This window comes from Brevundimonas sp. SPF441, assembly GCF_009661015.1.
In the GTDB taxonomy this organism is placed as follows: Bacteria; Pseudomonadota; Alphaproteobacteria; order Caulobacterales; family Caulobacteraceae; genus Brevundimonas; species Brevundimonas vesicularis.
In genome coordinates this window covers 111,212-130,035 of the sequence record NZ_WJWX01000003.1, presented here as the reverse complement: position 1 = coordinate 130,035, position 18,824 = coordinate 111,212, and the positions used below count along the sequence as shown (strand labels likewise).

21 protein-coding genes are annotated in these 18,824 nt (G+C 65.0%); all 21 read left to right on the top strand.

Annotated features, from left to right (window positions below):
* The first annotated feature begins 40 nt into the window (after positions 1-40).
* The 21 genes from GGC30_RS03525 (at position 41) to GGC30_RS03425 (ending at position 18,812) form a co-directional block, all read left to right on the top strand.
* Positions 41-418 (top strand): NADH-quinone oxidoreductase subunit A, encoded by a 378-nt coding sequence (locus GGC30_RS03525; protein WP_017503999.1) that lies wholly within the window; start codon positions 41-43, stop codon positions 416-418.
* A complete protein-coding gene (locus GGC30_RS03520; protein WP_087119131.1) occupies positions 388-1,017 on the top strand; it encodes an NADH-quinone oxidoreductase subunit B family protein in 630 nt (209 codons plus the stop codon). The genes GGC30_RS03525 and GGC30_RS03520 overlap by 31 nt, the downstream gene beginning before the upstream one ends.
* The gene (locus GGC30_RS03515; protein WP_055753486.1) at positions 1,014-1,643 is read left to right on the top strand and encodes an NADH-quinone oxidoreductase subunit C; all 630 of its coding nucleotides are present in this window, start codon (positions 1,014-1,016) and stop codon (positions 1,641-1,643) included. Before GGC30_RS03520 ends, GGC30_RS03515 begins: the two co-directional genes overlap by 4 nt.
* Positions 1,644-1,729: 86 nt before the next feature.
* The gene (locus GGC30_RS03510) at positions 1,730-2,908 is read left to right on the top strand and encodes an NADH-quinone oxidoreductase subunit D (RefSeq protein ID WP_088582886.1); all 1,179 of its coding nucleotides are present in this window, start codon (positions 1,730-1,732) and stop codon (positions 2,906-2,908) included.
* Complete coding sequence (gene nuoE / locus GGC30_RS03505; protein WP_153922738.1) at positions 2,905-3,582, top strand: NADH-quinone oxidoreductase subunit NuoE; 678 nt, start codon at positions 2,905-2,907, stop codon at positions 3,580-3,582. The genes GGC30_RS03510 and nuoE overlap by 4 nt, the downstream gene beginning before the upstream one ends.
* Positions 3,582-3,845 (top strand): hypothetical protein, encoded by a 264-nt coding sequence (locus GGC30_RS03500; protein ID WP_153922737.1) that lies wholly within the window; start codon positions 3,582-3,584, stop codon positions 3,843-3,845. The genes nuoE and GGC30_RS03500 overlap by 1 nt, the downstream gene beginning before the upstream one ends.
* Positions 3,845-4,072: a hypothetical protein gene (locus GGC30_RS03495; RefSeq protein WP_153922736.1), complete on the top strand. Its 228-nt coding sequence runs from the start codon at positions 3,845-3,847 to the stop codon at positions 4,070-4,072. The genes GGC30_RS03500 and GGC30_RS03495 overlap by 1 nt, the downstream gene beginning before the upstream one ends.
* A 2-nt stretch (positions 4,073-4,074) precedes the next feature.
* Entirely contained in the window at positions 4,075-5,388 is a 1,314-nt protein-coding gene (gene nuoF / locus GGC30_RS03490) for an NADH-quinone oxidoreductase subunit NuoF (protein WP_091747082.1), read from the top strand.
* A gap of 2 nt (positions 5,389-5,390) precedes the next feature.
* Positions 5,391-5,780, top strand: a complete 390-nt coding sequence (locus GGC30_RS03485; protein ID WP_153922735.1) for a hypothetical protein — start codon at positions 5,391-5,393, stop codon at positions 5,778-5,780.
* On the top strand, positions 5,780-7,825 hold the full coding sequence (gene nuoG, locus GGC30_RS03480; protein WP_153922734.1) for an NADH-quinone oxidoreductase subunit NuoG: 2,046 nt from the start codon (positions 5,780-5,782) through the stop codon (positions 7,823-7,825). The genes GGC30_RS03485 and nuoG overlap by 1 nt, the downstream gene beginning before the upstream one ends.
* 3 nt (positions 7,826-7,828) lie before the next feature.
* Positions 7,829-8,902, top strand: a complete 1,074-nt coding sequence (nuoH, locus tag GGC30_RS03475; RefSeq protein ID WP_039247406.1) for an NADH-quinone oxidoreductase subunit NuoH — start codon at positions 7,829-7,831, stop codon at positions 8,900-8,902.
* A complete protein-coding gene (locus tag GGC30_RS03470) occupies positions 8,902-9,081 on the top strand; it encodes a hypothetical protein (protein WP_153922733.1) in 180 nt (59 codons plus the stop codon). Before nuoH ends, GGC30_RS03470 begins: the two co-directional genes overlap by 1 nt.
* Positions 9,081-9,572, top strand: a complete 492-nt coding sequence (gene nuoI, locus GGC30_RS03465; RefSeq protein WP_017503987.1) for an NADH-quinone oxidoreductase subunit NuoI — start codon at positions 9,081-9,083, stop codon at positions 9,570-9,572. Before GGC30_RS03470 ends, nuoI begins: the two co-directional genes overlap by 1 nt.
* A 73-nt stretch (positions 9,573-9,645) precedes the next feature.
* The gene (locus tag GGC30_RS03460) at positions 9,646-10,272 is read left to right on the top strand and encodes an NADH-quinone oxidoreductase subunit J (protein WP_017503986.1); all 627 of its coding nucleotides are present in this window, start codon (positions 9,646-9,648) and stop codon (positions 10,270-10,272) included.
* Positions 10,272-10,577 carry an NADH-quinone oxidoreductase subunit NuoK gene (nuoK, locus tag GGC30_RS03455; RefSeq protein ID WP_039247409.1) on the top strand — a complete coding sequence of 102 codons (306 nt, stop codon included), beginning with the start codon at positions 10,272-10,274 and terminating at the stop codon, positions 10,575-10,577. Before GGC30_RS03460 ends, nuoK begins: the two co-directional genes overlap by 1 nt.
* A gap of 2 nt (positions 10,578-10,579) precedes the next feature.
* Positions 10,580-12,667, top strand: a complete 2,088-nt coding sequence (gene nuoL, locus GGC30_RS03450) for an NADH-quinone oxidoreductase subunit L (RefSeq protein WP_370451858.1) — start codon at positions 10,580-10,582, stop codon at positions 12,665-12,667.
* Between the two features lie 4 nt (positions 12,668-12,671).
* Positions 12,672-14,156: an NADH-quinone oxidoreductase subunit M gene (locus GGC30_RS03445; protein WP_370451857.1), complete on the top strand. Its 1,485-nt coding sequence runs from the start codon at positions 12,672-12,674 to the stop codon at positions 14,154-14,156.
* Between the two features lie 9 nt (positions 14,157-14,165).
* Positions 14,166-15,608 carry an NADH-quinone oxidoreductase subunit NuoN gene (gene nuoN / locus GGC30_RS03440; protein WP_153922730.1) on the top strand — a complete coding sequence of 481 codons (1,443 nt, stop codon included), beginning with the start codon at positions 14,166-14,168 and terminating at the stop codon, positions 15,606-15,608.
* 4 nt (positions 15,609-15,612) lie between these two features.
* Positions 15,613-16,362: a biotin--[acetyl-CoA-carboxylase] ligase gene (locus GGC30_RS03435; RefSeq protein ID WP_153922729.1), complete on the top strand. Its 750-nt coding sequence runs from the start codon at positions 15,613-15,615 to the stop codon at positions 16,360-16,362.
* Positions 16,359-17,138 (top strand): type III pantothenate kinase, encoded by a 780-nt coding sequence (locus tag GGC30_RS03430; RefSeq protein ID WP_153922728.1) that lies wholly within the window; start codon positions 16,359-16,361, stop codon positions 17,136-17,138. Before GGC30_RS03435 ends, GGC30_RS03430 begins: the two co-directional genes overlap by 4 nt.
* Positions 17,139-18,812: a ribonuclease J gene (locus GGC30_RS03425; RefSeq protein WP_055753498.1), complete on the top strand. Its 1,674-nt coding sequence runs from the start codon at positions 17,139-17,141 to the stop codon at positions 18,810-18,812.
* Positions 18,813-18,824: the final 12 nt, after the last annotated feature.

The following is an 18,824-nucleotide window of genomic DNA, read 5'->3' as shown; positions in this document are numbered from 1 at the left end:
CGCCGAATCCCGCCTCTCCCCGGCGGACGAGGTTCTTCGAATGAACGCATTCCTTCTCGAATATCTTCCGGTCCTGGTCTTCGCCGGCGTAGCCGCCTTCATCGGCATTCTTTTCATCGTGCTGCCGCTGCTGCTGGCGCCGAAGAGCCCCGATAGCGAGAAGCTGTCGGCCTATGAGTGCGGCTTCAACGCCTTCGACGATGCCCGGATGAAGTTCGACATCCGCTTCTATCTCGTGTCGATCCTGTTCATCATCTTCGACCTGGAAGTCGCCTTCCTGTTCCCGTGGGCGGTGTCGATGTTCGATCTGTCGCACGCCGGCATGGTCTTCGCCTTCTGGTCGATGATGGTCTTCCTGGGCGTATTGACCATCGGCTTCATCTACGAATGGAAGAAGGGAGCCCTGGAATGGGAGTAGTCGCCGCTTCCAAGCCCGCAGGCCTGGTGTCCGCATCGGGCGCGCCGCTGGTTCCGGCCGGCGCCGGCGCGCGTTCGACCGTCGAGGGTTATGACCCCAAGGTCCACGACAAGTTCTTCGAGGCCGTGAACATGGAGCTCGGCGAGCGCGGCTATCTGGTCGCCGCCGCCGACGACGTCATCAACTGGGCCCGCACGGGCTCGCTGATGTGGATGACGTTCGGCCTCGCCTGCTGCGCCGTCGAGATGATCCAAATGTCGATGCCGCGCTTCGATGTCGAGCGCTTCGGCATGGCGCCGCGGGCCAGCCCGCGTCAGTCGGACCTTATGATCGTCGCCGGCACCCTGACCAACAAGATGGCCCCGGCCATCCGCAAGGTCTACGACCAGATGCCTGATCCACGTTATGTCGTGTCGATGGGCAGCTGCGCCAACGGCGGCGGCTACTACCACTATAGTTACAGCGTCGTGCGCGGTTGCGACCGCGTTGTGCCGGTCGACGTCTATGTGCCCGGCTGCCCGCCGACGGCTGAGGCGCTATTGTACGGCCTGCTGCAACTGCAGAAGAAGATCCGTCGCACGGGGACCATCGACCGATGACCTCTCTGGCTGTTCAAGCGCAACTCGAAGCCGCCCTGACGCCGCTGGGCGCCGAGATGGTCGGGGCGCTGGGCGTCGAGGCCCAGGTGGCGTTCGGCGAACTGACGCTGGTCGCGCCGCGCGAGCGGATCGTCGAGGTGCTGACGGCGCTGCGCGATCAGTTCGGCTTCCAGCAGCTGCTGGACCTCTGCGGCGTGGACTATCCGGATCGCAAAGAGCGGTTCGAGGTCGTCTATCACCTGCTGTCGATGACGCGGAACGCGCGCCTGCGGGTCAAGGTCTCGACCGACGAGACCCAGCCGGTGCCCTCGGTCATCTCGGCCTATCCGGCCGCCAACTGGTTCGAGCGTGAAGCCTACGACATGTACGGCATGCTGTTCTCGGGCCACCCGGACATGCGTCGCCTGCTGACGGACTATGGCTTTGAAGGCCATCCGCTGCGCAAGGACTTCCCGATGACGGGCTATGTCGAGGTCCGCTACGACGAGGAACAGCGCCGCGTGGTCTATGAGCCGGTCAAGCTGACCCAAGAGTTCCGCACCTTCGATTTCTTGTCGCCCTGGGAGGGCGCCGAATACCCCGCGCCGGTCCTGCCCGGCGACGAGAAGGCGGGAGGCCAGGCGTAATGGCTGACGGAAACCCCACCCTGCCGCCGCTGGGCGTCGATGTGTTCGAGGACGACCTCGACACCCGCACCGCCCACGCGCGCGAGATGGAAGATCGCAAGTTCACCATCAACTTCGGTCCGCAACACCCGGCCGCGCACGGCGTGCTGCGCCTGGTGCTGGAACTGGACGGCGAGATCGTCGAGCGCGTCGATCCGCACATCGGCCTGCTGCACCGCGGCACCGAAAAGCTGATGGAGGCGCGCACCTACCTTCAGAACGTGCCGTATCTGGACCGGTTGGACTATGTCTCGCCGATGAACCAGGAGCACGCCTTCTGCCTGGCGATCGAGAAGCTGCTGGGCATCGAGGTTCCGTATCGGGCGCAGCTGATCCGCGTCCTGTATTCGGAAATCGGCCGCATCCTGTCGCACATGCTGAACGTGACGACCCAGGCCATGGACGTCGGCGCCCTGACGCCGCCGCTCTGGGGCTTTGAGGAACGCGAAAAGCTGATGGTGTTCTACGAGCGCGCCTGCGGCGCCCGTCTGCACGCCAACTATTTCCGTCCCGGCGGCGTCCACCAGGACCTGCCGATGGACCTGATCGACGACATCGGCCGCTGGTGCCACGAGTTCCCACCGGCGCTGAAGGACATCGAAAGCCTGGTCACCGAGAACCGCATCTTCAAGCAGCGCAACGTCGACATCGGCGTGGTGTCCAAGCAGCAGGCCTTGGAATGGGGCTTCACCGGCGTGATGCTGCGGGGCTCGAACATCGCCTGGGACCTGCGCAAGTCGCAGCCCTATGAGTGCTATGCCGAGCTCGACTTCGATGTGGTCGTCGGCAAGAACGGCGACTGCTGGGACCGCTATCTGGTGCGCATCGAGGAGATGAAGCAGTCGGTGCGGATCATGGAGCAGTGCATCCACAAGCTGCGCAACTGCCCCGGCGAGCCGGTGATGGTCGAGGACAACAAGATCGTCCCGCCGCGCCGTGGCGAGATGAAGCGCTCGATGGAGTCGCTGATTCACCACTTCAAGCTCTACACGGAAGGCTTCAAGACGCCCGAGGGCGAAGTCTACGCCTCGGTCGAGGCGCCCAAGGGCGAGTTCGGCATCTATCTGGTGTCGGACGGCACCAACAAACCCTATCGCGTGAAAATCTCGGCGCCGGGCTTCCGCTCGCTGCAGGCGATGGACTGGATGAACCGTGGCCACCAGCTGGCCGACGTGTCCGCCATCCTGGGCTCGCTCGACATCGTTTTCGGAGAAGTGGACCGATGAGCGTTCGTCGTCTCGCCAAGGAACAGCCCGCCTCGTTCGCCTTTAGCGCCGACACGACGGCCAAGGCCGAATGGTGGATCAAGAAATACCCGGAAAGCCGTCGCCAGTCGGCGGTGATCCCTGTCCTGTGGCTGGTGCAGAAGCAGGAGGGCTGGGTCTCCGAGCCCGCCATCCGCGCCATCGCCGAACTGCTGGGCATGCCCTTCATCCGGGTGCTGGAGGTCGCGACCTTCTACACCATGTTCATGCTGGAGCCGGTCGGCAAGACGGCGCTGATCCAGGTGTGCGGCACCACGCCGTGCATGCTGCGCGGCGCCAATGAGCTGATGCGCGTCTGCAAGGAGAAGATCGGTCCCAAGGATCATCTGTCCGCCGACGGCCGCTTCACTTGGCAGGAAGTCGAGTGCCTGGGCGCCTGCTCCAACGCGCCGATGGCCCAGATCAACGACTACTATTTCGAGGATCTGACGCCCCAGACGATCGGCCGGATCATCGACGACTTCGCCGCCGGCAAGACGCCCGAGCCGGGCTCCTACATCGGCCGCACCAATGCGGCGCCGGAGGGCGGGGCCAAGACCCTGCTCGATGCGACGCTGTATGACGGCTCGGCCGCCAAGCCGATCAAGAAGCTGCCGAACAGCGACCCCGCGCCGGTCGAGAAGGCCCCGGCCTGATGTCGCCGCCGGATCTGAACACCGAGGAGGGCCGCGCAGCCTACCGCAAGGAGCTGCGCAACGTCGGGCGTCCGCTGCGCGCGGGTGGTCTGGCGATGGTCGTCGGCGCGGCCGTGCTGATCCTGATGTCGCGTCAGGGCGCGGTCGGACCGTGGGCGGTCAATCTCTCCTACTTCATGCTGGCGGCGGGCTGGGTGATGGTCATCGCGGCCATCTGGATGCGCACGCGCCACCACAAGCGCCGTCTGGCGGAGGGGCTGTGATGGCGAAGCAAGCCAAGCCTGTTGATTTCAAAACCTTTTATCTCCTCGGCCTCGCCGATGTGGTCATGGGGTTGGGGCTAATCGTATTGACGCTGATGGGTGTCATCCCGGTCGATCTGGACGTCATGATACCCGTGGGCGCGCTGATAGCCGTCATGGGCGTCGGGATCGCGCTTTGGGGACGTAGCATGATTAAACGTGCGGGCACGCGCGGAGATCGGAACTGAAGATGGTCGGCATTCTCGAAGACAAGGATCGCATCTTCACCAACCTGTACGGCTTCCACGACTGGACGCTGGACGGGGCGAAGAACCGCGGCGCCTGGAACGCCACCAAGGACATGCTGGACCTTGGCCGCGACTGGATCATCAACAACGTCAAGGCCTCGGGTCTGCGCGGCCGTGGCGGCGCGGGCTTCTCGACCGGCCTGAAATGGTCGTTCATGCCCAAGGAGGTGAAGGATCGTCCTCACTACCTGGTCATCAACGCCGACGAATCCGAGCCCGCGACCTGCAAGGACCGCGAGATCATGCGCCATGATCCGCATCTGCTGATCGAAGGCGCGCTGATCGCCAGCTTCGCGATGCAGGCCCATGCCTGCTACATCTATCTGCGCGGCGAATACGTGCTGGAACGCGAGCGCATGGAAGCCGCCGTCAAGCAGGCCTATGACGCCAAGCTGATCGGCGACGGCAACGTCCACGGCTGGGACTTCCACGTCTATATCCATCACGGCGCCGGCGCCTACATCTGCGGCGAAGAAACGGCGCTGCTGGAATCGCTGGAAGGCAAGAAGGGCCAACCGCGTCTGAAGCCGCCGTTCCCGGCCGGCGCGGGCCTGTACGGCTGCCCGACCACGGTGAACAACGTCGAGTCGATCGCCGTCGTCGGCACCATCCTGCGTCGCGGCGCGGACTGGTTCGCCAGCTTCGGCCGTCCGAACAACACCGGCACCAAACTGATGTCCCTGTCCGGCCACGTGAACACGCCCTGCGTGGTCGAAGAGGCCATGTCGATCCCGCTGCGTCAGCTGATCGAGGATCACGGCGGCGGCGTGCGCGGCGGCTGGAGCAATCTGAAGGCCATCATCCCCGGCGGCGCGTCCTGCCCGGTGATCACGCGCGAACAGGCCGAGACGGTCCTGATGGACTTCGATTCCATGCGCGAGGTTCGCTCTTCGCTGGGCACCGCCGGCGTGACGGTCATGGACGAGTCGACCGATATCGTGAAGGCGATCGCCCGCATCAGTTACTTCTTCAAGCACGAGAGCTGCGGCCAGTGCACGCCGTGCCGCGAAGGCACCGGCTGGATGTGGCGCGTGCTGGAGCGGATGGCCGTGGGCGAGGCCGATCCGTCGGAAATCGACCTGCTGCTGGACGTGGCCGGACAAGTCGAGGGGCACACCATCTGCGCCCTGGGCGACGCCGCCGCCTGGCCGGTTCAGGGCCTGATCCGTCACTTCCGTCACGAGATCGAAGAGCGGATCGCCAACTATCGCAGCCGCCGCGCGAACTTCGCCGGCCACGCGATCGCGGCGGAGTAGAGATGCGCCTCGCCGTCGCCCTGTTGCTGACGCTTCCGACCCTCGCCGCTTGCGGCGAGGGGGAAAAGGCTGCGCCTGAAGCGTCGACCGCGCCCGCGACGGCGGCTCCTGCTGAAGTGGCTCCTGTCGCGACGGCGGCGGCTCCGGCGAACCTCGAAGCGGCCTGCCGCGACATGGTGAACCGCATGTATGGCCAGGAAGGCGACGCCGTCGTCTTCACCGCCACCGGCGAACGCACGGCCCAGGTGTCGTGGCGCGCGCCGGTCGATGGCGGCAGGCTGGAATTCGAATGCCGGGCGGAAGCCGACGGTGCGGACCTGTTCCGCGACGGTCAGCGGATGTCCGTGGATGTACAAATGGCGGCTCCCGCCGCCAAGCAAGAGGCCCGCTGATGCCTATCGCCAAGGTCAACGGCGTCGAAACCGAGTTCGAGCCCGGCATGACCGTGCTCCAGGTCGCCGAACGCGCCGGACAAGAGATTCCGCGCTTCTGCTATCACGAGCGCCTGTCCATCGCCGGCAACTGCCGCATGTGCCTGGTTGAAGTGAAGCCTGGACCGCCGAAGCCGCAGGCTTCGTGCGCGCTTCCGGCCGCCGACGGTCAGGAAATCTTCACCGACACGCCGATGGTCAAGAAGGCTCGCGAAGGGGTGATGGAGTTCCTGCTGATCAACCACCCGCTGGATTGCCCGATCTGCGATCAGGGCGGCGAGTGTGACCTGCAGGACCAGTCGGTCGGCTACGGCCGCGACGGCTCGCGCTATTCGGAGAACAAGCGCGCGGTCGAAGAAAAGGCGATGGGTCCGACCATCAAGACCTTCATGACGCGCTGCATTCAGTGCACGCGCTGCGTCCGCTTCATCACCGAAGTCGCCGGCGTGCCGGACATCGGCATGATCTCGCGCGGCGAGGACGCCGAGATCACGACCTATCTGGAGAAGTCGGTCGCCTCGGAACTGTCGGGCAACGTCAACGACCTGTGCCCGGTCGGCGCCCTGACGCACCGTCCGTGGCAGTACCACTATCGTCCGTGGGAACTGAAGAAGACCGAGACCATCGACGTCATGGACGCCCTGGGCTCGAACATCCGCGCCGACTACCGCGGGTCCGAGGTCATGCGCGTGCTGCCGCGCGTCAATGAGGGCATCAACGAGGAGTGGCTGTCGGACAAGAGCCGCTACGTCGTCGACGGCCTGACCGCGCGTCGTCTGGACCGTCCGTGGATCCGTGAGAATGGCAAGCTGCGCGCCGCCTCGTGGAACGAGGCGCTGGACGCCGTCGCTGCCAAGCTGAAGGCCGCACCGGCCGACCGCATCGGCGTGATCGCCGGCGATCTGCAGGACGCCGAGTCGATGAAGGCGACGCTGGACCTGTTCCGCGCGCTCGGCTCCAACAACACCGACTGCCGCCAGGACGGCGCCGCCGTGGGCTACGGCCCGCGTGAGGGATGGCTGTTCAACTCCGGCCTGGAAGGCATTGAACAGGCTGACGCCGTTCTGATCGTCGGCGCCAATCCGCGCACCGAGGCGCCGCTGCTGAACGCCCGCCTGCGCAAGGCCTGGCTAAAGGGCGACGTGGAGATCGGTCTGATCGGCGAACAGGCTGACCTGACGTTCGACTACGCCTATCTGGGCGCAGGCACGCAGACCTTGGCCAAGCTTCCGAAATCGGCGCTGGACTTCCTGACCAAGGCCGAGCGTCCGGCGATCATCGTCGGCTCCGGCGCGTTGGGCGGGGAGGGCGGTCCGGCCGTCCTGAACGCGCTCGGCGCCCTGGCCAAGAAGGTCGGCGTCGTCGCCGACAGTTGGAACGGCTTCAACGTCCTGCACAACGCCGCTTCGCGCGTCGCCGGTCTGGACATGGGCTTCGTGCCGGCTGACGGCGGCCTGACCGTCGCCGAAATGCTGAAGCCGGATGCGGTTGACGTTCTGTTCCTGCTGGGCGCCGACGAGGTCGATCCGACCGGTTCGAACGCCTTCCGTGTCTATCTGGGTAGTCACGGCGACCGCGGCGCGCACGGCGCGGACGTGATCCTGCCGGGCGCGGCCTATACCGAGAAGGCCGGCCTGTACGTCAACACCGAGGGCCGGGTGCAGATGGCCGAACGCGTCGTCTTCCCCAAGGGCGAGGCCAAGGAAGACTGGGCCATCATCCGCGCCCTGTCGGCGCGCGTCGACAAGACCCTGCCTTACGACACGCTGGAGCAACTGCGCGCCAAGCTGATGGGCGATCATCCGACCTTCGGCCGGATCGACTATCTGCCCGCGCCGGCGACGTTCGACGTGGCGGCCCTGGGCGCCAAGGGCGATCTGGGCGACCGCGCCTTCGTCTCGGCCGTGACCGACCCGTATCTTTCCAATCCGATAGCGCGCGCCAGCGCGACGATGGCCGAGCTGTCCGCCCTGCGGATCCAGTCGGTCGCAATGGCGGCGGAGTAAGCCATGGACCCCGTTTCCTTCTGGGCCACGCCTCTGGGCTGGACGCTGATCACCGTCGGTCAGGTCCTGCTGATCACGGTCGGCGTGCTGATCGCCGTCGCCTTCCTGCTGCTGGCCGACCGCAAGGTCTGGGCCGGCGTGCAGATGCGCAAGGGTCCGAACGTCGTCGGCCCCTTCGGCCTGCTTCAATCCTTCGCCGACATGATCAAGTTCGTGCTGAAGGAGGTCGTGATCCCGGCCGGCGCGGACAAGGCGGTCTTCATCATCGCGCCGATCATCACCGTCATCCTGGCCTTCATGGCCTGGGCGGTCATTCCGTTCGCGCCCGGTTGGGTCGTGTCGGACCTGAACGTCGGCATCCTGTACATCTTCGCCGTGTCGTCGCTGGGCGTTTACGGCATCATCATGGGCGGCTGGGCTTCGAACTCGAAGTATCCGTTCCTGGGCTCGCTGCGTTCGGCGGCGCAGATGGTGTCCTATGAAGTCTCGCTGGGCCTGATCATCATCAATGTGATCCTGCTGGCCGGCACCATGAACCTGTCGGCCATCGTCGACAGCCAAAAGGGCATGTTCTGGAACTGGTACGGCTTCGGCGGCGGCGCCGATACCTGGCCGCTGGTCGTGATCCTGTTCCCGATGTCGATCATCTTCTTCATCTCGGCCCTGGCCGAGACCAACCGCCCGCCGTTCGACCTGCCCGAGGCCGAGTCCGAACTGGTCGCCGGTTATCAGGTCGAATACAGCTCGACACCGTATCTGCTGTTCATGATGGGCGAGTACGTCAACATCGTCTTCATGTCGGCGATGATCAGCCTGCTGTTCTTCGGCGGCTGGAACCCTGGCGTGCCGCAGGCCTGGATGGATGGGCTGCCGGCCTGGATTGCCTATACGATCTATCTGCTGACCTTCATGGCCAAGACGGTCTTCTGGTTCATCATGATCTCGATGGTGAAGGCCTTCGTGCCGCGCTATCGCTATGACCAGCTGATGCGCCTGGGCTGGAAAATCTTCCTGCCGACGTCGCTGGTCGCGGTCGTGATCGTGTCGGCCTGGCGCGTCTTCGTGGTGGGGTCGTGATGCGCGGCCTCATCATCGGCCTCGGTCTTGTAACGATGACCGCCGCCTGCGCGCCCGACGCGTCGCGCATGCCCGAGTCGAGCTATCAATGGCAGCAACGCCAGGACCGCATCGAACAGGACTGGCGCGCCAGCCAGACCGCACCCCAGACGACGCCCGCCCCCAAGGATAAGCCCTGATGTTCACCCGTATCGTCCAGGCGACCAAGGGCGCGATGATGCTGGACGTCATCGGCGCCATCGGTCTGTCGCTGAAATATATGGCCCGTCCCAAGATGACGGTGAACTATCCGTTCGAGCGCAATCCGCAGTCGCCGCGCTTCCGCGGCGAGCATGCGCTGCGTCGCTATGCGAACGGCGAGGAACGCTGCATCGCCTGCAAGCTCTGCGAGGCCATCTGCCCCGCCCAGGCAATCACCATCGAGGCCGAGCCGCGCGCCGACGGCAGCCGCCGCACGACGCGCTATGACATCGACATGGTCAAATGCATTTACTGCGGCCTGTGCCAGGAGGCCTGCCCGGTGGACGCCATCGTGGAAGGACCGAACTCGGAGTTCGCCGTCGAGACGCGCGAAGAGCTGCTCTACGACAAGCAACGCCTGCTCGATAACGGCGACCGCTGGGAACGGCAGATCGCCAAGAATCTGGAACTCGACGCGCCTTACCGCTAAGGCGCATCTCGCTAAACGGGTCGGCGATTCCTGAACGGGGTCGCGGCCGATACGAAAGGGGCTTCGTCCCGACATGCTGCAAGGCATAGCCTTCTATCTGCTGGCGGCGGTCGCCACGGTTTCCGGCCTTCTGGTCGTGACCGCGCGCAACCCGGTGCACAGCGTGCTGTGGTTGATCCTGGCCTTCTTCTCGTCAGCCGGTCTGTTCGTCCTGCTGGGCGCCGAGTTCCTGGCGATGCTGCTGGTCGTCGTCTATGTGGGCGCGGTCGCGGTGCTGTTCCTGTTCGTCGTCATGATGCTGGACGTGGACTTCCTGAAGCTGCGCGAAGGCTACGCGCGCTATCTGCCGCTGGGGGCCATCATCGCCGCCGTGCTGCTGGTCGAGATGATCATCGTCTCGGTCGCCGTGGTTCAGGGCGGCGCCGCTGCAGGCCTGCCGGCGCCGGGCGCGCCGGACGCCAGCGTGACGAACGTCGAGGCCATCGGCCGCGTCCTCTACACAGACTATGTCTACTTCTTCCAGGCGGCCGGGATCGTGCTGCTGATCGCGATGATCGGCGCCATCACACTGACCCTGCGCCACAAGCCGCACATCAAACGCCAGAACCCCGGCGACCAGGTGAACCGTGACCGTCGCAAGTCGGTCGAGATCAAGTCCGCCGCCACGGGCGAAGGCGTCAGCGCCGAGGAGCTTCTCTGATGATCGGTCTGACCCACTATCTGACGGTCGCTGCCATCCTGTTCACCATCGGGGTGTTCGGCATCTTCGTGAACCGCAAGAACGTCATCATCATCCTGATGTCGATCGAGCTGATCCTGCTGGCGGTGAACATCAACTTCGTCGCCTTCTCGGCCTATCTGAACGAGATCAGCGGGCAGATCATGGCGATGTTCGTCCTGACCGTCGCCGCGGCCGAGGCCGCCGTCGGCCTGGCGATCCTGGTGACCTTCTTCCGTAACCGCGGCGACATCGCCGTGGACGACGCCTCCGTGATGAAGGGCTGAGCGTGACCTTCCATACCCTCGTCATTCTCGGGATCTTCGCCCCGCTGCTGGGCGCGGCGATCGCCGGCTTCTTCGGACGCCGGATCGGCAACATCCCGTCGCAGGCCGTCACGACCGGCCTGCTGTTCTTCTCTTGCGCCGTCGCCTGGACGGTGTTCGGCCAATGGACCTGGGGCCATCTGGAGCCCTTCACCATCCGCCTGGCGCCCTTCATCAATGTCGGCGACTTCCAGTCGGCCTGGTCGATCCGCATCGACGCCCTGTCGGCGACCATGCTGATCGTGGTCACCAGCGTATCCTCGCTCGTTCACCTGTATTCCTGGGGCTACATGGCCGAGGATGACAGCCGGCCGCGCTTCTTCGCCTATCTGTCGCTGTTCACCTTCATGATGCTGGCGCTGGTGACGGCGGCCGACTTCATGCAGATCTTCTTCGGCTGGGAAGGCGTGGGCCTGGCGTCCTATCTGCTGATCGGCTTCTGGTTCAAGAAGCCGACGGCCAGCGCCGCCGCGATCAAGGCCTTCGTCGTCAACCGCGTCGGCGACTTCGGTTTCGTGCTGGGGATCATGACGATCTTCTGGATGTACGGCACCATCAACTTCGCCGAACTGTTCCCGCTGATCGCCACCAAGGCCGGCACGACTTGGGAGTTCCTGGGCGTTCAGTGGTCCGCGCTGGATCTGGCCGGCTTCCTGCTGTTCATCGGCGCCATGGGCAAGTCGGCCCAGTTCTTCCTGCACACCTGGTTGCCGGACGCGATGGAAGGCCCGACCCCGGTGTCGGCGCTCATCCACGCCGCGACCATGGTCACCGCCGGCGTCTATATGGTCTGCCTGCTGAGCCCGATTTATGAATATGCGCCGGGCGCGTCGCAGATCATCGCCATTATCGGCGCCATCACGGCCCTGTTCGCCGCCACGGTCGGCCTGACCCAGAACGACATCAAGCGCGTCATCGCCTATTCGACCTGTTCGCAGCTGGGCTATATGTTCTTCGCGGCCGGTGTCGGCGCCTATCAGGCGGCCATGTTCCATCTGTTCACGCACGCCTTCTTCAAGGCCCTGCTGTTCCTGGGCGCCGGCTCGGTGATCCACGGCATGCACCACGAGCAGGACATGCGGAAGATGGGCGGGCTGTGGAAGCTGCTGCCGGTCACCTATGCGGTGATGACCATCGGCACCATCGCCATCACCGGCCTGGGGATCCCCGGCGTCGGCGGCTTCGCCGGCTTCTACTCCAAGGATTCGATCATCGAGAGCGCCTATGCCTCGGCGGCCTCGGGTCACTCGGCCATCGGTCTGTTCGCCTTCTTCGTCGGCATCATCGCCGCCGGTCTGACGGCCTACTATTCGTGGCGCCTAGTCTTCATGACCTTCCACAACAAGCCGGTGTGGAAGGAAGAGGGCGACGCGCATCATGCTGACGACCACGCCTCGCACGCCCAGCTGGAAACCCATTCCGAGCCGGTCGGCGATCATCACGACGATCATGCGCATGACGACCATGGTCATCATGGCCCGCTGAAGCCGCATGAGAGCCCGCTGGTCATGCTGATCCCGCTGATCCTGCTGTCGGTCGGTGCCGTCGCCGCCGGCTTCGTCTTCGCGCCGCACTTCATCGGCCACCACGAGGGCGAGTTCTGGCGCGGCGCGATCTTCACTGGCGCGAACAACCACGTTCTGCACGAAAGCCACGACGTCCCGACCTGGGTGAAATGGTCGCCGCTGATCCTGACGCTGATCGGCACCGCCTTCGCCTACTGGATCTACGTCGCTCGCGAGGGCATGGGCCGTCGCATGGCCGAGCGGAACGGCGTCATCTACCGCTTCCTCTACAACAAGTGGTATTTCGACGAGCTGTACGACTTCGTCTTCGTGCGCGGCTTCCGCGCCATCGGGAACTTCTTCTGGAAGATCTGCGACGTGAAGATCATCGACGGTCTGGGCCCGAACGGCGCCGCCTGGGTGTCGCTGAAATCCGCCGCTCGACTGGGCAAGATCCAGTCCGGCTATGTCTATCACTACGCCTTCGTGATGCTGCTCGGGGTGGCTGGTCTGCTCACCTTCGCCATCCTCGCGTGGGGAGCCTGATCTCGTGCCCTACATCCTGAGCCTCGTTACATTCCTGCCCCTGGTCGGGGCCCTGGCGATCTTCGCCGCCCGGCTGACGTCCAAGTCGGCCGATGCGGCCGCGCCGGCCGCGCGCTGGATCGCGCTGATCACCACCCTGGTGACCCTGGCGGTGTCGGTCGTGCTGGTCGCCGGCTTCGATCCGGCCAACACCAGCTATCAGTTCGTGGAGTTGGTCCCCTGGTTCGCGGGCGCCAGCTATCACCTGGGCGTCGACGGGATCTCGATCCTGTTCGTGCTCCTGACGGCCTTCCTGATGCCGATCTGCATCCTGGCCAGCTGGAAGTCGGTCGAAACGCGCGTCGTCGAATATATGATCGCCTTCCTGGTGCTAGAGACGCTGGTCATCGGGGTGTTCACCTCGCTGGACTTGTTCCTCTTCTACATCTTCTTCGAAGGCACCCTGGTGCCTATGTTCCTGATCATCGGCATCTGGGGCGGTCAGAACCGCATCTACGCCGCCTACAAATTCTTCCTCTACACCCTGCTGGGGTCCGTTCTGATGCTGCTGGCCATGCTGTGGATGGCGCATGAAGCAGGCACCACCAGCATTCCTGAGCTGAAGCGTTTCGCCTTCGATCCCGCCGTCCAGCCGATCCTGTGGCTGGCCTTCTTCGCCTCGTTCGCGGTCAAGATGCCGATGTGGCCGGTCCACACCTGGCTGCCCGACGCCCACGTTCAGGCGCCGACGGCGGGTTCGGTCATCCTGGCGGGCATTCTGCTGAAGCTGGGCGGCTACGGCTTCATCCTGTTCAACGTGCCGATGTTCCCGATGGCGTCGGAGATGTTCCGGCCGCTGGTATTCACCTTGTCGGTGATCGCCATCGTCTATACGTCGCTGGTCGCCTGGCGTCAGACGGACATCAAGAAGCTGATCGCCTATTCGTCCGTGGCCCACATGGGCTTTGTGACCCTGGGCATTTTCGCCGGCAACGACATCGGCATGCAGGGCGCCATCTTCCAGATGATCAGCCACGGCCTGATCTCGGGCGCCTTGTTCCTGTGCGTCGGCGTCGTTTACGACCGGATGCACACTCGCGAGATCGCCTTCTACGGCGGCCTGACCTCCAAGATGCCTTGGTACGCCGCCATCTTCCTGATGTTCACCATGGCCAACGTCGGTCTGCCGGGCACCTCGGGCTTCATCGGCGAAGTTCTGACCATGACGGGCGCCTACAACGCCTCGACCTGGGCGGCGCTGGTTGCAGCCTCGGGCGTCATCTTCTCGGCGGTCTATGCCCTGACCCTGTACCGCGCGGTCATGTTCGGCGAGATCACCAATCCGAAGCTTGAGACCATTACCGACATCGACAAGCGCGAACTGCTGCTGTTCGTGCCCCTGATCGTCGGCACCATCTGGCTGGGGGTCCATCCGGCCTCTGTCCTCGATTACACCGGGCCTGCCGTCGAGGCCCTGACCAGCGCGTATCGCGCCGCGATCGGCGGGTGAGACTTACAGATGCCTGATCTATCCTCCGCCCTGCATCTCGCCGCCTCGGAAGTCACCCTCGCGGTCGGCGCCCTGGTCCTGCTGATGGTCGGCGCCTTCATCGGCGACAAGAGCGCCCGTCTGGTCTCGATCCTGTCGGTCCTGCTGCTGATCGCCGCATCGGTCATCTCGATCGTCGGACCGTGGGGCGTCGCCTTCAACGGCGCCTATGTCGCCGATCCTCTGGCCATCTATGCCAAGAGCCTGATCTATCTGTCGGCCGCCGTGGCGGTCGTGCTGGGCGACGGCTGGATGAAGCGCACGCGCATCGCCAAGTTCGAATATCCGGTCCTCATCGTGCTGGCCTCGGCCGGCATGGGGATGATGGCGTCCTCGGGCGACCTGATCTCCATGTACGTCGGGATCGAGCTGCACTCGCTGGCCCTGTATGTTCTGGCCGCCTTCCACCGCAACGACGTCAAGGCGTCGGAAGCGGGCCTGAAGTATTTCGTCCTGGGCGCGCTGTCGTCGGGCCTGCTGCTGTATGGCGCCAGCCTGATCTACGGCTTCGCCGGCTCGATGCGGTTCGAGGACATCGCCGCCGTCGCCGCCGACAATCCCGGCCCGGGCCTGGTCTTCGGCCTGGTCTTCCTGATCTGCGGCCTGGCGTTCAAGGTTTCGGCTGCGCCGTTCCACATGTGGACTCCGGACGTCTATGAAGGCGCGCCGACGCCGGTCGTGGCCCTGTTCGCCACGGCGCCCAAGGTCGCGGCCATGGTGCTGATCGCCCGCACGCTGGAAAACGGTTTCGGCGACGCCCACGCTCAGTGGTCGCAGGTCCTGATCGCCATCTCCCTGATCAGCTTCGTCGTCGGCACCTTCGGCGGCCTGGCGCAAAAGGACATCCAGCGCCTGCTGGCCTATTCCTCGATCGCCAACATCGGTTACGCCCTGCTGGGCATTGCGGCGGGCACGGACGAGGGCCTGCAGGCCATGCTGATGTTCATGACGCTTTATGTCATCGATCAGTTGGGCTTCTTCGCTATCCTGCTCAGCCTGTCCAAGTCGGGCCGTCCGATCCGCCGCATCGCCGATCTGGCCGGCCTGAAGAAGGATCGGCCTCTGACCGCCGTGGCCCTGACCATCCTGTCGCTATCGGTCCTGGGCATGCCGCCGTTCTCGGGCTTCTGGGGCAAATATTATGTGTTCGGCGCCGCCGCCGATGCAGGACTGTGGCCCGTCGCGGCCGCCGGTCTGGTCGCCTCGGTCGTCGCCGCCTTCTATTATCTGCGCATCATCAAACTGATGTGGTTCGATGCGCCGGTGGATGACATCGCCACCGACGCCGCGCCGGTCGAGGCGAAGTGGATCGGGTGGGCCTGCGCCGCCTTCGCTTTCCCGCTGGTGATCGTCGGTCTGACTTGGCTGGAGCCGCTGACCAAGGCTGCGAGCGCCGGCTTCGGGAACGGGTAGGGCGTTGGCGCCCATCCCTCTGGTCATCCTCGACGAGATCGACTCGACCAACGCCGAGGCGCGCCGCCTCGCCGAGGCCGGAGAGGCGGGACCGCGCTGGATCGTGGCACGGCGCCAGACTGCCGGTCGCGGTCGGCGGGGTCGCAAGTGGGACACCGATCAGGGCAATCTGGCCGCCACCCTTCTGATCACCACGCCCAAGTCGGCGGCGGAGGCGGCCCAAGCCACCTTCATCGCCGCCCTGGCCGTCGCGGACCTGCTGGACGTCTTCGTCTCGCCCGCGCTCGTTTCGATAAAATGGCCCAACGACGTCCTGCTGGACGGGGTCAAGGTGTCGGGCATCCTAGTCGAATCCGGCCGGCATGCGAACGGCGACCTCTGGCTGGCGGTCGGCATCGGCGTGAACCTGGCCCATGCGCCCGAGGGCACCGAGCGGGGGGCGACCTCGGTTGCCGAACGTCTGCGCGCCGACCTGGCCTATGTCCCGCCGATCGAGGCCGCCGCCGAAATCCTGGCCGAGACTTTCGCCGTCTGGTGGGGGCGCTGGCAGACGATGGGCTTCGAGCCCGTGCTCGACGCCTGGACCAGCCGCCTGACGGGCCTCAACGGACCGTGCGTCGCGCGACTAGATAACGAGACGATCGAGGGACAGGCCGAGGGCGTGGAGCCGGATGGCGCCCTGCGCCTGCGTCTGGCCGACGGTTCGGTACGTTTGATTTCCGCGGGCGATGTCTTCTTCGGGAAAGCCGCCTGATGCTTCTGGCCATCGAGCAGGGCAACACCAATACGCTGTTCGCGGTCCACGACGGCACGGATTGGATCGCCCAGTGGCGCGCTGCGACCGAGGCCAGCCGCACGGCCGACGAATACGCCGTCTGGCTGAACCAGCTGATGGTGATGAAGGGGCTTAAGTTCGATGCGCTCGGCGGCTGCATCATCTCCAGCGTCGTGCCCCAATCGATCTTCAACCTGCGCAATCTGGCGCGGCGCTATCTGAACATCGAACCGCTGGTCATCGGCGAGAACGCCGAACTGGGCATCGAGGTGCGGATCGCCAAGCCCAGCGAGGCGGGCGCCGACCGTCTGGTGAATGCTGTGGGCGCCTCGCTGATGTATCCCGGCGACCTTCTGCTGATCGACAGCGGCACGGCGACGACCTTTGACATCGTCTCGGGCGACGGCGCCTTCGAGGGCGGTCTGATCGCGCCCGGCATCAATCTGTCGCTTCAGGCGCTGCATGAAGCAGCCGCCAAGTTGCCGCGCATCGCCATCCAGAAACCCGAGAACGTCATCGGCAAGGGCACGGTCGAGGCCATGCAGTCCGGCGTTTTCTGGGGCTATATCTCGTTGATCGAAGGCCTGGTCGGGCGCATCAAGGCGGAGTGGGGCAAGCCCATGACCGTCGTCGGCACCGGCGGGGTCGCCAGCCTGTTCGAAGGCGCGACCCACAGCATCGATCACTTCGATCCCGACCTGACTATTCGCGGCCTCCTCGAAATCTGGCGTCGTAACGCCCATTTGACTGATTGAATGAAAAAGCAAACCCAAGACGAACTCGTTTTCCTGCCGCTGGGCGGCTCGGACGAGGTCGGTATGAACCTGAACGCCTATGGCTTCGGCCCTGAGGCGAACCGTGAATGGCTGATCGTCGACGTCGGCGTCACCTTCGGCGACCTGTCCACGCCCGGCGTGGATGTGATCGTGCCGGATCCCACCTTCCTGGAGGGTGAGAACATCAAGGGCATCGTGCTGACCCACGCGCACGAGGATCACATCGGCGCCCTGGGCTGGCTGTGGCCGCGCATCAAGGCGCCGATCTACGCCACGCCCTTCACCGCCTATCTGATCCGCGACAAGCTGCGCGAGCGTGGCATTCTGGATGAGGTCGAACTGATCGAGGTGCCGCTGGGCGGGACCGTCGACATCGGCACGTTCGGCGTGACCTTCGTCAACATGACCCACTCGATCGCCGAGCCCAGCGGCCTGGCCATCGATACGCCGCTGGGCATGGTGTTCCACACCGGCGACTGGAAGATCGACGACCAGCCGGTGATCGGGACCAAGACCGACGCCCCCGTCATCCGCGCCCTGGGCGACGAAGGCGTGCTGGCCATGGTCTGCGATTCGACCAATGTCTTCGTGCCGGGCGTCGCCGGGTCCGAGGGCGATGTCGCCGTCGCCATCTCCAAACTGATCGCCAGCCTGAAGGGGCGCGTCGCGGTCGGCTGTTTCGCCTCCAACGTCGCCCGTATGGACAGCGTGATCCGTGCGGCCGAGGCCTGCGGGCGTCGCGTGGCTTTGGCCGGTCGTTCGATGCACCGGATCACGGCGGCGGCCAAACACGTCGGCATGCTGAAGGACGTGAAGCCCTTCCTGTCGGACGAGGAGGCCCGCGTCTGGCCCGCCGATCAGATCCTGTATCTGTGCACCGGCAGCCAGGGTGAGGCGAGGGCGGCCCTGTCGCGCGTCGCTGACGGCACCCATCCGGTCGTGAAATTGGGTCTGGGCGACCACTGCATCTTCTCGTCGCGCCAGATCCCCGGCAACGAACTGGCGATCGGCAATCTGCAGGACCGGCTCGCGGACCGCGGCGTGCGACTCTACACCGAGAAGGATCACCCAGGCATCCACGTCTCCGGCCACCCCTGCCGTGACGAGCTGAAGCAGATGTACGAATGGGCCCGGCCGCAGATTGCGGTGCCGACCCACGGCGTGCGTCGCTTCCTCTTGGAACACGCCAACCTGGCCAAGGACATGGGTGTTCCGGAAACGGTGACGCCGCGCAACGGCGACATGGTCCGCCTGGCCCCTGGCCCAGCCAAGATCATCGACGAGGTGCCGAACGGCCGCCTCTATGTCGACGGCGGCATGCTGGTGACCGAGCAAGGCGAGGCCCTGAAGGAGCGTCGTCACGCCTCGACCAACGGCGTGCTGATCGTCAGCTTTGCTTTGGACAAGCGCGGTCGCATCGCCAGCGACATCGACATCCGCAGCGTCGGCCTGCCCGGCGATACCGCCACGCCGCTCGGCGATGCGCTGGACAAGCTGGCCGAGCGCGTCGAACAGGTGGTCAAGGGCCTGAAAGGCGATGCGCTGGACGATGAAATGGTCATCGAACAGGCTGTCGCCCGCGTGCTGAAAAAGGCCAGCCAGCAGATCTGGGATCGTCGTCCCATCGTCGAGACGGTCGTCCTGCGCGTCTGATGCAACCTTGAC

Bases quoted from the DNA above. Each gene is read 5' to 3' on its own strand.
- nuoE (WP_153922738.1), top strand. From the start codon at position 2,905: ATGAGCGTTCGTCGTCTCGCCAAGGAACAGCCCGCCTCGTTCGCCTTT.
- GGC30_RS03485 (WP_153922735.1), top strand. From the start codon at position 5,391: ATGCGCCTCGCCGTCGCCCTGTTGCTGACGCTTCCGACCCTCGCCGCT.
- GGC30_RS03515 (WP_055753486.1), top strand. From the start codon at position 1,014: ATGACCTCTCTGGCTGTTCAAGCGCAACTCGAAGCCGCCCTGACGCCG.
- nuoK (WP_039247409.1), top strand. From the start codon at position 10,272: ATGATCGGTCTGACCCACTATCTGACGGTCGCTGCCATCCTGTTCACC.
- GGC30_RS03525 (WP_017503999.1), top strand. From the start codon at position 41: ATGAACGCATTCCTTCTCGAATATCTTCCGGTCCTGGTCTTCGCCGGC.
- GGC30_RS03510 (WP_088582886.1), top strand. From the start codon at position 1,730: ATGGAAGATCGCAAGTTCACCATCAACTTCGGTCCGCAACACCCGGCC.
- nuoG (WP_153922734.1), top strand. From the start codon at position 5,780: ATGCCTATCGCCAAGGTCAACGGCGTCGAAACCGAGTTCGAGCCCGGC.
- nuoF (WP_091747082.1), top strand. From the start codon at position 4,075: ATGGTCGGCATTCTCGAAGACAAGGATCGCATCTTCACCAACCTGTAC.
- GGC30_RS03470 (WP_153922733.1), top strand. From the start codon at position 8,902: ATGCGCGGCCTCATCATCGGCCTCGGTCTTGTAACGATGACCGCCGCC.
- nuoN (WP_153922730.1), top strand. From the start codon at position 14,166: ATGCCTGATCTATCCTCCGCCCTGCATCTCGCCGCCTCGGAAGTCACC.
- nuoI (WP_017503987.1), top strand. From the start codon at position 9,081: ATGTTCACCCGTATCGTCCAGGCGACCAAGGGCGCGATGATGCTGGAC.
- GGC30_RS03425 (WP_055753498.1), top strand. From the start codon at position 17,139: ATGAAAAAGCAAACCCAAGACGAACTCGTTTTCCTGCCGCTGGGCGGC.
- GGC30_RS03520 (WP_087119131.1), top strand. From the start codon at position 388: ATGGAAGAAGGGAGCCCTGGAATGGGAGTAGTCGCCGCTTCCAAGCCC.
- GGC30_RS03460 (WP_017503986.1), top strand. From the start codon at position 9,646: ATGCTGCAAGGCATAGCCTTCTATCTGCTGGCGGCGGTCGCCACGGTT.
- nuoH (WP_039247406.1), top strand. From the start codon at position 7,829: ATGGACCCCGTTTCCTTCTGGGCCACGCCTCTGGGCTGGACGCTGATC.
- GGC30_RS03500 (WP_153922737.1), top strand. From the start codon at position 3,582: ATGTCGCCGCCGGATCTGAACACCGAGGAGGGCCGCGCAGCCTACCGC.
- GGC30_RS03495 (WP_153922736.1), top strand. From the start codon at position 3,845: ATGGCGAAGCAAGCCAAGCCTGTTGATTTCAAAACCTTTTATCTCCTC.